The 14,136-nt window shown below is 72.2% G+C and carries 7 protein-coding genes and 1 pseudogene; 7 read left to right on the top strand and 1 reads right to left on the bottom strand.

Annotated elements, in window-relative coordinates; genetic code table 11:
- A pseudogene (locus NBX02_RS22195) lies at window positions 1–645 on the top strand (hypothetical protein); the annotation flags it as partial.
- Here NBX02_RS22195 and mptB read toward each other — a convergent pair.
- On the bottom strand, window positions 554–2,716 hold the full coding sequence (mptB, locus tag NBX02_RS23455; RefSeq protein ID WP_445548581.1) for a polyprenol phosphomannose-dependent alpha 1,6 mannosyltransferase MptB: 2,163 nt from the start codon (window positions 2,714–2,716) through the stop codon (window positions 554–556). The pseudogene NBX02_RS22195 and the gene mptB overlap by 92 nt on opposite strands.
- 485 nt (window positions 2,717–3,201) lie before the next feature.
- Here mptB and NBX02_RS22185 point away from each other — a divergent pair, with 485 nt between their 5' ends.
- The 6 genes from NBX02_RS22185 (at window position 3,202) to NBX02_RS22160 (ending at window position 14,130) form a co-directional block, all read left to right on the top strand.
- A complete protein-coding gene (locus NBX02_RS22185; protein WP_250286061.1) occupies window positions 3,202–5,208 on the top strand; it encodes a hypothetical protein in 2,007 nt (668 codons plus the stop codon).
- An 845-nt stretch (window positions 5,209–6,053) separates the two neighbouring features.
- Window positions 6,054–6,740 carry a hypothetical protein gene (locus NBX02_RS22180; protein WP_250292952.1) on the top strand — a complete coding sequence of 229 codons (687 nt, stop codon included), beginning with the start codon at window positions 6,054–6,056 and terminating at the stop codon, window positions 6,738–6,740.
- Complete coding sequence (locus tag NBX02_RS22175; protein ID WP_250292950.1) at window positions 6,737–9,118, top strand: DUF4407 domain-containing protein; 2,382 nt, start codon at window positions 6,737–6,739, stop codon at window positions 9,116–9,118. The genes NBX02_RS22180 and NBX02_RS22175 overlap by 4 nt, the downstream gene beginning before the upstream one ends.
- The gene (locus NBX02_RS22170; RefSeq protein ID WP_250285213.1) at window positions 9,115–9,885 is read left to right on the top strand and encodes a 4Fe-4S single cluster domain-containing protein; all 771 of its coding nucleotides are present in this window, start codon (window positions 9,115–9,117) and stop codon (window positions 9,883–9,885) included. The genes NBX02_RS22175 and NBX02_RS22170 overlap by 4 nt, the downstream gene beginning before the upstream one ends.
- On the top strand, window positions 9,885–11,309 hold the full coding sequence (locus NBX02_RS22165; protein ID WP_250292947.1) for a hypothetical protein: 1,425 nt from the start codon (window positions 9,885–9,887) through the stop codon (window positions 11,307–11,309). Before NBX02_RS22170 ends, NBX02_RS22165 begins: the two co-directional genes overlap by 1 nt.
- A 70-nt stretch (window positions 11,310–11,379) precedes the next feature.
- Window positions 11,380–14,130, top strand: a complete 2,751-nt coding sequence (locus tag NBX02_RS22160; RefSeq protein ID WP_250292944.1) for an AAA family ATPase — start codon at window positions 11,380–11,382, stop codon at window positions 14,128–14,130.
- Window positions 14,131–14,136 lie beyond the last annotated feature (6 nt).

Raw genomic sequence — 14,136 nt, 5'->3', positions numbered from 1 at the left:
GCCGGTCCTGCCGGTCCTGCCGGTCCTGCCGGTCCTGCCGGTCCTGCCGGTCCTGCTGTTGATGATCTTACTGTTGGCGCCGGTCCTGCCGCCGCTGGCGCCGTCGCCGGCTCGACCGCTGATGCCTGCCCTGCCCCGGGCCCGGGAGCGGCCGTCGGTGCCGGCTCGGCCGTGGGGGCGGCGGCGGAGGCGCTGGACCTCGCGGCGGCCCGCACCGGGCTGGACGGCCAGGCCACCGGCATCGGCCCGGTATCCGGGACGGGCCCTGGCGGCCCGGATCAGGCCGGTGTGCCCTCCTTCACCGGCCCGGGAACCGGGGTGGGCCCGGGCGGTGCCCGGGCGGCCCATCCGGCCCCGTCACGTCGCTGGATCCGGCCTCGCCAGCCCGCCGCGGCGGTCGAAGGACGCCCGGCCTCGTCACGTCGGTGGATCACTGTCGGGCTGCCGGTGATCTGCCTGATCTCGCTCGTGATCTACCCGATCCGGTACGACGACCTGCTCTCGGGGCAGGTCTTCGCGAGCCTGCTGCTGGTGGTGCGCAACCTCCTGCTGGTCATCGTCTGCTGGTCCGCCGTCGGCGAGGTCGCGCGAGCAGTGCTGCCGCGCCCAGGACGACGGTTCCGGCGGCCACGGCCGCGATCATGACTGCGGGTGCGGACGCCCGGCCCAGCAGGGCCCAGGTCGGAGCCAGCGACGCCAGTGACGTCACGCACAGCACCACCGACGTGACGATCACCAGCCGGCGCGCCGCCGCGGATCCGCCGCTGGCGGCGATGACAGCGAGCGCCGGAACAACTGGCGCCAGATACCACGGGTAGACGACTGGGCTGCCCAGAGCGACCGCCATCCCCCCAGCCCCGACGATGGCGACATCGTCCGGCACGCACCCTCGCGCCGACACCGACGTGCCCGCCACCGCAACGGGCAGCGCCGGGGCGAATACCGTCGAAGTGGGCGGTATCAGGCCGTGCACCGCCGGAACCGGCGTTACTGGGACCTGCTCCGTCGGAACTGGCAGTACTAGGACGTGCTCCGCCGGAACCGGCGGTACTGGGACGTGCTCCGTCGGAACTGGCAGTACTGGGACGTGCGCCGCCGGGCTGGGCGCTGTGGGGCCGGGCGCTGTGGGGCCGGGTGTCACCGGGCTGGGCACTGTCGGTCCGGACGGCGCTGGGGCGGACGACAGCGCCGGCGCGTGCGGGCGCGGGGGCAGGCATGGCCTGCGCCAGGCGCGCACGAGGAGCCAGGCGACGACAGCCGCCGCGATGACCAGCGACACCGCCCGCCCGGCGGCGAGCGCCGTCCCGGCCTGATCGCCGGAATCCCACGGGCCCGGCAGGTTCAGCGGGCCCAGCAGGCCCAACGGTAGCCGGATCAGGTGGGCGAGCAGCGCGGCGGGGGCGATGCCGGTCCGCGACTGCCCGGAGGTGGCCAGCGCACCGATCCAGGTCGGGCCGAAGCCGGCCGCGACCATGCTCACCGTCATCGTCACCGCCGCGACCGAAAGATCGAGGAGAACGCTCCTCGCGCCGGCCACGACCGTTGACCGGCGGGGGAGGGACACGCGCGGAAGGGATGCTCCGCCGTCCTCGTCACGGTTTCCGCGGCCGTTTCGGCCGCGGCTGGCAGCGACCCTCTCGGCGCGGCTGGCAGCGACATGTTCGCGCAGGTGGATGAGGACCAGCGCGGCAAGGACGAGAAATGCGGTGACCTTGATCGTCCCAGCGAGGCCGGCAAGCGCGACCGCGCCACACCGCAGCACACCCGCCCGCGCCGGCCACCGGAACCGCGGCCACCAGCGCGGCCGTGCCGGCCACCGGGGCCGTGCCGGCCAGTGGGACTGCGGCCAGTGGGACTGCGGCCACCGGGACCGCGGCCAGTGGGACTGCGGCCAGTGGGACTGCGGCCACCGGGACCGCGGCCAGTGGGACTGCGGCCAGTGGGACCGCGGTCGGCGGGACTGCGGCCAGTGGGACCGCGGCCACCATAGGGGCCGCCGCGGCCGCCGGTACCCCGCCTGCTCCTCCCCCAGCCACCTCCGCCTCCTCCCCCTGACGCTGCCCAGGCGCCCGCGTGCCCCACCCCACCAACGAGTGTGGAAGTGGTTGCTGTGGCAGCCACTTCCACACTCGTTCCTGCGATTCGGCGGTATCGGAGCATCGATCTTTAGGTGGCGGTGGCGGTGGCGGTCGAGTAGCAGGGCGGTTACTGTCAGGGTGGCGGCGAGGGCGTCCAGGTGGGCTCCGCCGGTCAGGTGGATGACGGTGACGGGGTTCGCGGCCAGCAGCGCGAGGACCAGGGCGGTCTGCCGGGGGTCTGCGCGTCCGGGCAGCAGCCGCGGGGTGAGCGCGACGAGCGCCACGACCGAGAGCACGGCGACGAGCCGCAGCGTGATGACGGCGCCGAGCGGCCCGGTGCCGGCCAATGCGTCGCCGACCGTGGCCGCCGCCTTCTCGACGAGAACGGCCGTGCTCCCGTAGGGGGCGTGGGTGTCCCGCCAGCGCGGGTCGACCGCGGTCACGAACGGTTCCATCCGGGGGCCCAGCGCGCGTAACGCCGAGACGCCGTGCGTCGCCGGATCGAGCCCGTGGCGGGCGAGTTCGCCCTGGCCCGCGTAGGCGTAGACGTCCCGGCTGAACAGCGGCGGGCCAAGCGCGAACGGCAGGTTCCACCCGATGGAGGTGACCACCACCCGGGCGGGGGTGATACGGGGCATGGCAGGACGCGCGGTCCCCCGGGTATGCTCAGATCCGCCTGGGAGCGTGTCGGGTATATGCGGCGTATCAGACGAATCCACCGCACTCTCGGCGGCGCGAGTGGCCGAACGAGTGATCGAACGGACGAGGGCGCACCAGCAGATGCACAGGGTGATCACAGCGGCGGCGGCGACTGCCGCGAGCCAGCCCCGTGTAGCTGTCGACGGTGGCTGTGATGCGAGAATCCCCCACCAGGATGAGGGATTGAAGGTGTCCGGGTTGCGCGGTCCGAGCCCGGCCTCGGCGAGGACAGCGATCACTGCCGCGACGGTGCCCACGACGGTCGGCCACCCGACAGGTGCGTGAAACAGGCCCGCCCGCGGAAAGAATCGCGGACGGGGGCTTCGTCTCCACCCGTCGATGTCGTTGTCACGGCCGCGGCCCGGCGTGGGCCGGGTGCTTCCGGTCGGCTGGTTCGTGGCGGTCTGGCACAGGGAGGTGTCGGGTGGGTCTGCTCGGCACCGTCCTACGTCATGTGGGATCGCGTCGGGCTGTCCCGGTCGAGGCGGAGGCGTCCCAGGCCGTCCTGGCGCAGGCGCAGGCGCAGGCACCCCACGATCTTCCGTGTGACGCGCGGGAGCTGCCCTGTCCTCCGCAGGACGCGCAGCCGCGGCTCTGTCCTCCGCCTGGCACGCGGGCGCGGCAGGCTGTCCCGGGTGACGCCCGGGCGCGCCCGGGCCTGCCGGGCGGTGCGCAGCCGCGTCGGGCCGGGTGGCGGGCCGCCATCCGGCGCGAAGGCATGCAAGTCGGGCCCACAGCACCAGGAACGCTCTCCTCTCCGGCGGCCCGTCCAGGACCGCACGCCGTCCGCCGGGGAACTGGCGGTGATGCCCCGCAGCCCGGCGCGGTCTTCCCGAAGCCGCGTGCCGCGCTCCCGCGGGCCGTCCTCGCCGTCGTCGCCCTGCTGCGGCGCCAGCCATGGCTGATCACCGCCGCCCTGTGCGGGTTGTCCCTGGCGCTGGGACTCACCGGCCCGGACACCCCCGCACAGGAATATCGCGTGTGGCTGTTCAAACACGGCGGTGCGGTGCTGTGGGACGACCAGTGGTACGGCGGGCACACCGTACCCGGCTACAGCGTGCTCTTCCCCCCGCTGGGGGCGCTGTTCGGGGTGCAGGCGCTCGGCTGTCTCGCGTGCGTCGCCTCCACCGTGATCGTCACCCGGCTGCTACGCGGCCGCGGCCGGACGCACGGCCACGACCTGGCGCTGGTCTGGTTCTCCGTCGCGACGGTGGCCAACCTCGTCGTCGGCCGGATGCCCTTCGCGCTGGGGATGGCCTTCGGCGCGCTGGCGCTGCTCGGCGTCCGGGAACGGCGGACGAAGACGGCGTGGGCCGGCGCGGTCGGGTCGTCGCTGGCCTCACCGCTCGCCGGCGGGTTCGTGCTGCTGATCGGGGTCGCCCTGCTCGGCACGCTCCCGCGGCGCCGGGTGCTGCCGCTGGCCGGGGCCATGAGCGGGATCGTTGTCGCGTTGCTGTTCCCCGAGCACGGTGTGCAGCCGTTCCCGGCGATGACCTTCCTGTCCCTGCTGGCGCTGATCGGCGCCGGGCTGCTCGTCGTCCCGCGGCACGAGGTGGCGATCAGGCGCGGGCTGCTGCTGTGGGCCGCCGCCGCCGCGGTCTTCTTCGTCGTCCCGACCCAGATCGGCGGGAACATTGCCCGCCCGGCGACCCTGCTCGCGGGCCCGCTCGCGGCGATGCTGCTGGCCAGACGCCCGCGGGTGCTGCTGGTCGTCGCGATCCCGCTGCTGGGCTGGCAGATCGGCCCGGTGCACGGGGCGCTGGCCACCTACGGGGACGCCTCCGGCCAGGCCGGCTACTACACCGGTCTGCTCGACTATCTCGACCACGGCCCGGTGGCGATGGGACGGGTGGAGGTCCCGTTCACCCGGGCGCACTGGGAGGCGTCGTTCGTGGCGCCGCACGTCCCGCTGGCCCGCGGCTGGGAGCGGCAGCTGGACATGGAGTACAACTCGCTGTTCTACGACGGCACCCTTGCTCCCGAGACCTACCACAAGTGGCTGCTCGAACGCGGCGTCCGTTTCGTGGCGCGGCCGGACGTGGAGCTGGACTCCTCCGCGGTGGAGGAGGCGAAGCTGCTCGACGCCGGCCTGCCCTACCTGGAACTCGTCTGGTCGGACGCCCACTGGAAGGTCTGGCTGGTCACCGACTCGCCAGGCCTGGTGCGGGGGCCGGCGGCCCTGACCGAACTCGGTGTCAGCTCACTCGCGGTGAATTTCCGCGCGCCCGGCGTGGCGACCGTCCTGGTGCACTTCACGCCCTACTGGCAGCTCGACGACGGCCACGAGGCGTGCGTGTTCGAGGCGGCGGACGGCTGGACGGGCATCCTCACCGAGCGGCCTGGCCCGGTCCGCCTGTCCGCCAAGCTCACCGTCAGCGGCCTGACCAGAGCCAGCGCCCTCGACTGCCCCCCGGACCCCCGCGTCCACTGACCGCCGTACCGGTCACAGCGGTGGCCTGGTCTTCGTCTTCTCCTCGACCGTCTCCCTGTCCTCGACGGACAGCCACCGCGTACGGGACCGGGCATACGCCCGAAGTCTTTTTTGCCGTTTTCCGGTTCCGGCGAAGAAGATCGTGCATCGTCGGTTTCTACGCTTCTCCAGGCGTCCTGGCCCGGCCCCGTAGCGGCATTTCGGCCGCGTGTCCGGGATCTCTGACGCATATATTCTTTTCTATCTGGCCTGTCTCTCCATCCGGTCTCGCGTTGGCCCAGGCAGGGACAGGGTGGCGCGCCTGTCCGGTCGTTCTCGATTTTGTCCGCCGCCTCAGGTACCTTCCTGAAACTGCCGTCGGCAGAATATTTTCGTGACACCTCGTAGTTCTTCTTCTGTCGCTGACGGAAGGGGGATTATTCGCGATAACGACGGTCACGGCTTTCAAGGTGGCCAAGGTACTCGGAATGGGTGCGGTGAGCTCTGGTGGAGTCGTCGAGACGCCGCCGGGCGATGCGGGTCGGCAACCCGACAGGTTGATCGACAATGGCTCCGGCTTCGTTCGTCCTCCCTGGTCGATGGCGGCTCGTGAGTGGGGAGAGCGGGGTCCGAGAGATCCCGGAGAGCGGACCTGGGTGCTGAATCCGACGACTCGCGTCCACTATGATGATAATGTACGCACAATATTGAAACAAATCTTGTTCTTGGCCTACGGGTGGGGTTAGGCTTACCGACGTGTTCCTGAGGGGGAGGAACGTCATGTCGAGCTGGCCTGTCAGCGTTGCCTCGGCATCTTGCGCCATCTCTCCGGCATCATCTTTGAGGATCATGAAGGTGGGATGGGTGTGAGCAGCGTGTTCGCCGAGCCGTCCGAGCCGCGGTTCGAGTTTGTCGACGTGCAGCCCCGCGCCGGTGTCGTCGGCGAAGCGGTCGTGGTCAGATGGTCTGCGCTCAACGCGGACGAGGTGTACATCGAGGGCAACGGCGTCTTCCCTCCCAAGGGGTCGCACCCGGTGGAGCTCAGGGCCACCTGTTCCCTGCGCCTGATGGCCCGTGGGCGGACCGGGGGTGTGGTGGAGGCGCAAACACCGGTCATGCGTGCCTTCAGCCCGCCGGTCATCAGTTTCCTCGAGATTCCGGCCCCGCCGAGCGGCACCCTCACCGGTATCGTCTCGCCAGCCGCTCTGTTCGAGCTCCGGGACGAGCTCGTCGAGGTCCGGGCCCGTGCTCCGCGCGGGCTGCCTTCCCCACCCGGCATCCACCAGCCCGGGATGTGGGCCGGTGGCGGTGGCTGGCTGGCCGGCCTTCCTTCCAGTGCCTTCTCGGCAGGCCGGCTGGCGACAACGACGCCGGCCGGCAGCTGGGGAAGAGCCGTTCCGCTGTTCGGCCGGGCTGGGCACCGGTGGTTCCCGTCCCCTCCGGCGGGTCGGGTGAGGTTCCGTAAGTCCGGCGGGCATGGTCCTGACCGAGGCCGAGAGGGTGTGTGGGGGCGGATGGCCGCAAGGCTGTGGGGGCGGGAGCGCCTGTCGTGAGACGACTTCTCATCTGGCTGTCCGGGGCGAACCCCCAGATCCTGGACCGCTGCCCGACCGACCGGGCGAAGTACGTCGGTATCGGCAGCGCGGTGCTGACCACGTCGCTCATGGCTGCGTCATCCTGCGCGTTCGCCCTGCACATGGGGCTGAGCCTGCCGATCGCCACCTGCGTTCTCGTCGGCGGGGCGTGGGGTCTTGCGATCATGGGCCTCGACCGGTGGCTGGTGGCCTCCGTGCAACGTCGGGAGCACTGGTACCAGAACCTGGTCATCGCGCTTCCGCGGCTGCTGCTGGCGGTGCTTATCGGCCTGGTCATCTCGACGCCGCTGGTGCTGCGCATCTTCGAGCCCGAGATAGAAGCCGAGCTGGCCACCATGCACCGTGAGAGCGCCGACCAGTTCGACCGCGACATGCAGAACGACGAACGCGCCAGGCAGATAAACGACCTCAGGGCCCGGCAGGCCCAGTTACAGGCGACCGTCGCCTCCGGCGGCGCCGTCGCGGACGTCAGCAAGGATCCCGAGGTGGCCCGCCTGCAGCCGCAGGTCGACGCCGCCCGAGAAAAATACGACGCGGCCGAGCAGGCCGTGGTCTGCGAGAAGGAAGGACGGCCGGACTGCGGCAGCGGCCGGCCCGGCGCCGGCATCGCCTACAACGAGAAAGTCGCGATCCGGGACAGTGCCAAGGCCGACCTCGACAGACTCCAGGGCCAGCTCGACCGGGCCATCAACGTGGCGCAGACGAACCAGAACGCCTCGCGCACGTCCACGCTCGCCAACGCCCAGTCGGAGCTGAGCACGGTCAACGCCCAGCTCGACGGCCTCGTGAAAGCCCGTGCCGCGGACACCGCCGCGTTCAACGCCAAGAACAGCGACGACACCGGCATGCTCATCCGCATCGAGGCCCTCGACCGGCTGACCTCCGAGCGGCCCGCCCTCGGCTGGGCCCATCTCCTGCTGCTCCTTTTCATCACCTCGATCGAGTGCCTGCCGGTCTTCGTCAAGTTCCTGATGTCGCTGGGGCCGCCGACGCTCTACGAACAGTTTGTCGAGATCGAGGAACGCAGCCGGCTGCAGATCGAGAAGATGCAGGGCCGCGAGTGGCAGATGGAGGCATCCCTGGAGGTCAACGCCGCACGTGAGGCCAAGGCGGCGGAGATCGAACGGACGGTCCAGAGAACCGTCCGGGCTCAGGCCGACGTCGCCGAGAGACTTCTCGACAAATGGCGGGAAGACGAGCTGCGGCGTATCGAGGCGGATCTCGGCAGCTATCTTGTCGCCGGCCCGCGGCCGGCCCCGAACACCCGGCCCTCCGGCAGGGCCGCCGACTTCCCCTACCCGAGCGACTTCCCGGCATCGCCCACCCGTGACCAGCCATCCCCGGAGCGGTACCGGGCGGATAACCGGGACGACAGGGCGTCCACGAGGTTCGCGACGCCCACGACGTCCAGGGTGGGATCACCGCGGGCATCGTCTGTGGACGACCCCTTCTTCGTGGACGAGCCCTTCCCCGCCGACGGGCGGACACCGCCTGGGCCGCGCCCTCAGCCACGCCCTGAATGGCCTGAATGGCCTGAATGGCCCGAACAAGGCGAACAAGGCGAACAAGGTGATCCATACCGGGACGACCACGGCCCGGCTGATCGGCCGGCCGGTCAACCGGTCGATCCGGAGGACGAGACGACCTGGGCCAGGCCCAGGTCGGCGCAGCCTCCGGGAGGCCCGCGGGTACCCGGCGCGGGACCGCGCTACGACAGACAGCCGTGGCCTGAGCAGAGCCATCACCTTCAGGACGATCTTCCTACGGTCGATGCCGGGGACAGGCCCGCGTCACCTGGGCTCCAGCCGACGCGGCCGCAGGATCCGCGGAGAGCGACGCCTTTGGAGCGGCCGACGTTGCCAGTACCGCCGACGCAGCCGGTGCGACTGGAGAAGCCGACGCGCCCGCAGGAGCCGGGACGGCCGCCTCATGCGCCAGCCGCGGTGGATGGCAGGGCGGACGACGGGCAGGCGCCGCGCGCACGGCATCCTTCCTTCGCGGAGGAAGTGGCGGAGCTGGACGAGGCGACGGACCGGCCGCCCGTGGACGACATCCCGAGGCCGACGCGGGACGACGTCCAGCCATGGTGGGATCCGGACGCCCCGAGGCGGGAGGCCGCCGACAGACATGCCGCCGACAGACATGCCGCCGGCCAGCGGCCCGCCGGCCCCGGCCACGACGGCGCGCGGTCGCACGACCAGGATGAAGAGGAGACCTGGGTGCCCCGGACGGGCGGCGGGTTCGGCCCGCGGATCGGCACCGCCCGCCCGAACGGACAGCAGCCCACGGACTTCCCCGACGCCGATGATCCGACCGCCTGGGAATGGCCGACATGAGCGCCTGCCCGGGCGGCCCGGGCGTCTTTCTCAACGTCGCGGCTACCTGCCGGCTCACCCACGCCCTCGGGCCCGGCCCGCGGGCGGCGGTGTGGGTGCAGGGCTGCCCGTTCCGCTGCGCGGGCTGTGTGGCGCCGGAGTGGATTCCCGACCGTCCCGCCCGGCTGGTCGCGCCGGCGGAGCTCGCGGCCGAGCTGTGTTCGGTGCCCGGGCTGACCGGGCTGACCTTCTCCGGCGGGGAGCCCATGAGCCAGGCGGCCGGCCTCGCGGAACTTGCCCGCCACGCCCGGGCGTTACGGCCCGAACAGGACCTCTCCCTCATCTGCTTCACCGGGTACCGCCTGGAGCGGTTGCGCCACAGCCCGCCGAACGCGGGCGTCGCCGATCTGCTCGCACAGGTCGACGTATTGATCGACGGGCGCTATGTGGCGAGCCGGGATGACAACCGTGGCCTGCGCGGCAGCGGCAACCAGCGGATCCACCACCTGACCGGCCGGCTGCGCGGGGGCGGCTACGACTTCGAGGGCCGCCTGCGAACCACCGAGATCATGATTGCCGACGGTGAGGTGCTCATGGTCGGGATACCCGCGAGCGGGCTGCTGGCGGCGCTGGACGAGGCGGCGGCACGAGCCTGGAACATCTCGTCGGAGCAGGCCCGTCACATCCCCGGTCAACGCCCGGTCCGGACCGGGCGGACCGATCAGCGCGGCCGGGCTGATCAGGCTGGCTGGGCCGGCGGCCCGGCACAGGGGAAGGCGGACACCTGATGAGCGGCCGGAAGACGGCCTTCGTCCGCATCGAGGAGTCCGAGTGGCGTCGGGCCCAGCGGGCCGCGGCCCGGTTACGCGACGTCCAGTCGGACCTGCCCCAGGTGATCGAAGGCGTCCGGGAGCAGGCCCGCCGGGACGCCCAGCAGGCCGCTGACGAGATCCAGCGCAGGCAGCGCAGCGCCGAACGGACGATCGACCAGCTCAGCTCCCGGGCCAGAGAGCTGGAGAGCGAGGTCAACCGGCGGCTCGACGAGCAGGCCCGGCAGATGTTCGACAGCCTCGACAGCACGGCCACCCAGGTGCGCGACGAGGCCCGGAAGGCACTGGCGGAACGGGAACGTGCGTTGCGTTCCGCCGTCGCCCAGGAACGTCGCCGGCGGGAACGGGATGTCAGCGAGCTGCGCGGTGGCCTCGCCGAGCTCGCCGCGGACCGGAAGCGGGCGGTCGAGGCGGCCAGCCGCTGGGTCCGGGACGCTCATGCCGTCCGCGATCTCATCCGGGAGACCCTCCCGTTCGACCGCTACGCGCCCGGCCGGCTGGAGGCTCTCGAACGTGACCTCGCCGCGGTCGGGGACGTCCTCGACGCCGGTCTGGGCGAAGCCGCGTTGGCCGGTGCGCAGCGGGCGTATCACGGGCTGTCCGACCTGCGGGTGGAGCTGGAGTGGGCCGACCGGGAGTGGCACCTGCTGCGGGCCGCGGCCCGGGACGCGCTGCTGGTCGTCCAGGGGCTGATCGAGCACAACGCCGACCGGGCCGCCGTCGACGCCGACGGGGAGGAGCTGCCCGACGTCCCGCTCGAAGTCGACTACTGGTCCAACGGCGCGCTGTCGCGGTTACGCGCCGAGGTCGCGGCCACGCTCGGTCTTCTCGTGGACGAGGCGTCCCCGCCCAGCACCGACACCATGCGGGAGCTGGTGGACCAGCGCGCTCCCGCCTTCGAGCGACGGCTTGCCGAGATCGTCGAGGAGGCCGGCTTGGCCCAGCTCGGGTCGCAGTTACGCGCCAACATCGCCGACATCGTCGTGCGGACCCTGGTCGACAACGGCTTCAGCCTGGCGGACGCCACCTACGGCGGTGAGGACTACCGCAACGCATTCTTCGCGAAGGTCGAGCACCCGGACGGCGGGGAGGTCGTGGTCGACGTCTCGCCGTCGACGGCCGGTCCGGCCGCATGCGAGCTGAAGGTGCTCTCCTACGACCGGGACACCGGATCCGAGGAGATCCGCGAGGCTCGGGCCCGCGAGCTCGCCGCCGCCCTGCGGGAGCACGGCCTGGACGCGGGCGTTCCCCAGCCGGCGGGCGGTGAGCCCGACGCCCGCTACCGCGACATCGAGTCGATCCGCAGGGCGGCGCCCCAGGCCGGCACGGACGCTCCCCAGGGCCGGCCGGCCGGCGCGGGCCTCGGCAAACGGAGCGGGTAGAAAGCCGGTGCCAACTGAGAGACCGGGCCCGTCCGCCCGGTCGGACGCGTCCGGGCGGACGGATCCGCCGGTGGCCGCGACGGTTGAGCGGCTCGCCGAGGCGGTGCGGCCCGGCGGCGACGCCGTGTTCGTGCTGTACGGCATCGGGACGGACGACGTCTTCGTCAGCCGTGACTACCAGGAGCGCGGCATCGAGGAGGCGTTGTGGGAGGAACTGCGAGCCGGGGGCTTCGACCGGGTCGCCTTCTGCTCGGCTCGTGACTCCCTGTACTTCCGCGACGCGGACTCGGCGGGCTACACCAACCGGGCACGTTCCGGCCGCCGGCACCCGAGGCCCGCGCGGACGCCGGACGGGCCCGCGCCGGACGGGCCGGCGCCGGACGGACCGGCGTCGGACGGATCGGCGTCGGACGGACCGGCGTCGGCCGCTGGGGCAGGCCGGGCCGGTGGGATGCGGTACTTCTCCGGGCCGCAGGGGCGGCGGATGCAGCTACGCTCCCCGGCGTCGGTGAGTGGAGTCGCGGATAGTGACGGGCCGCTATCAGGTGCCGCCGCCGACTACGAGGCGCGGCCGGCGGCGGCGGTGAGCGCGCCGCGCCGCCGGACGGGGATGCGTGACACGTTCCTCATCCAGATGCTTGAGCACTACATGACCCAGGACGAGGTCCGCACGGCCGTGGCCGTGGTACGGGCGGACCAGTTCCTCGCCCATGTCGGCGAGCGCCGTGCGTTCTCCGAGGCGCTCGGCAGGTGGATCACCGGCCCGCGCACGGGCAACGTCTGCCTGCTGCTGTTCCACCACCGCGGCTGGGACCGGGTCGTCGAGGAGGTCCGCGGGCTCGGCGGCTACTCGACCCTGGCCGAGTTCCTCGACGACCAGTCACAGCGGCGGTCGGGACGGGCCTGCGCGCAGGTCGGGGAGCCCACCGCGGCCGAGCTGGAACGCCTGGTCCACCTGGTCCGGCTGCGTCACGGGCTGTGTGTCGCCGACTGGGCGGAGATCCCGCGGCTGGCCGCGGCGATGGCGGGAGAGGGCGCGCTCGGTGCCCGGCGCTGGCTGCACAGCCTGACCGGGCTCGCGCGGGCCGGCATCCCGCTCAGCGCGCGGGAGCTGCGGGCCCGTGGCGAGCTCACCACGGCCATGCCGGACGGCCGCGATGCCTGGGAGCGGCTGGACGAGCTGACCGGGCTCGCGCCGGTCAAGGAGCATCTGCGCAGGCTGGCCAGGCGGATGGCGCTGGAGGACGCCCGCCGTGCGGTCGGGCGGGCCGGCCGCGCCGAGGCCCAGGCGCTGCATCTGGTCTTCACCGGTAATCCGGGCACCGGCAAGACCACGGTCGCCCGGCTCGTCGGTGAGATCTACCAGGATCTCGGCGTGCTGCGCCGCGGCCATCTCGTCTCCGCGGAAGTGTCCGACCTGGTGGCCGGGTTCGTCGGCCAGACCGCGATCAACACCAACCGGCTGGTCGACGAGGCGCTGGACGGGGTGTTGTTCATCGACGAGGCGTACCGGCTGACCGAGCAGGCCGGCGGGTTCGGCCAGGAGGCGATCGACGCGCTGCTCACCCGGATGGAGAACGACCGGGACCGCCTGGTAGTGATCGTAGCCGGTTATCCGGTGCGGATGACCGACTTCCTCGGCTCGAATCCCGGCCTGCGCAGCCGGTTCCCGGCGGCGAACGTCGTGGACTTCCCCGATTTCTCCCCCGACGAGCTGCTGGCCATCCTGCTCGGCGAGCTCACCCGGGCGGAACTCGCCTGGACGCCGGAGCTGGCCGACGAGCTCCGGCAGGCCGTCACCGGTCTGCACCGGGTCCGCGACGGGTCGTTTGGCAACGCCCGGACCATGCGTGAGCTGGCCGCGGAGCTGCGGGACGAGTGGTCGCAGCGGGTGTTCCCCGCTGGCGGGGTGGCCCGGCTGGACGCCGCGTCGGCCGAAACCGTGCTGACCGAGCCGCTGCGGCCCGCGGATATCCCTGAGCGTTACCGGGTGTATCTGCGTCGGGCCGTTCCCCGGGTGGAGGAGGTGCTGGCCGAGTTCGACACGCTGGTCGGCATGGGCGCGGTGAAGGACGTGCTGCGGGGGCTGGTCGCCAGGCTGCGGCACCGGCAGCGGCTGGGATCGGACGGTGTGCTCGCCCCGCATCTGCTCTTCGTCGGCCCGCCGGGCACCGGCAAGACCACGGTTGCCCGGCTGCTCGGCCGGATGCTGCACTCCCTCGGGCTGTTGGGCCGGGGACATGTGGTCGAGGTCACCCGGGAACGTCTGGTCGCCGGTTATGTCGGTCAGACCGCGTCGAGGACGGAGGAACGCATCCAGGAGGCGCTGGACGGGGTGCTGTTCATCGATGAGGCGTACAGCCTGGCCCGGGGCGGCGAGAACGACTTCGGTCAGGAGGCGGTCGACACCCTGGTCCCGGCCATGGAGAACCTCCGTGGCCGGCTGGTCGTCATCGCCGCCGGCTACCCGGCCGCGATGGACGCCTTCCTCGCCCGCAACGAGGGGCTGAGCTCGCGGTTCACCGAGCGGGTGGAGTTCCCCGGCTACACCGTCGAGGAGCTGGCGGAGATCCTGCGGAGGATGGCGTCGGACGCCGGGTACACCCTGTCACCAGCGGCTGGGGCGCGGGCGTCCGGCTGGCTGCGGGCGGCCCGTTCCGCCCGGCTGGACGACTTCGGTAACGGGCGCGCGGTGCGCACCCTGCTGGACCGGATGGAGGCGCGGCTGGCCGAACGCACGCTGAGCCTGCCGGACGGGGCCGGCCGGGACGCGCTGACCACGTTCCTGCCCGATGACGTGCCCGCCGGGCCTCCCAGGTGAGTGGGC

The organism is Protofrankia sp. CiP1_Cm_nod1 (assembly GCF_920888515.1).
Lineage (GTDB): Bacteria > Actinomycetota > Actinomycetes > Frankiales > Frankiaceae > Protofrankia.
The sequence above is the reverse complement of the archived record's forward strand: the minus strand, read 5'-3'. Positions and strand labels throughout refer to the sequence as shown.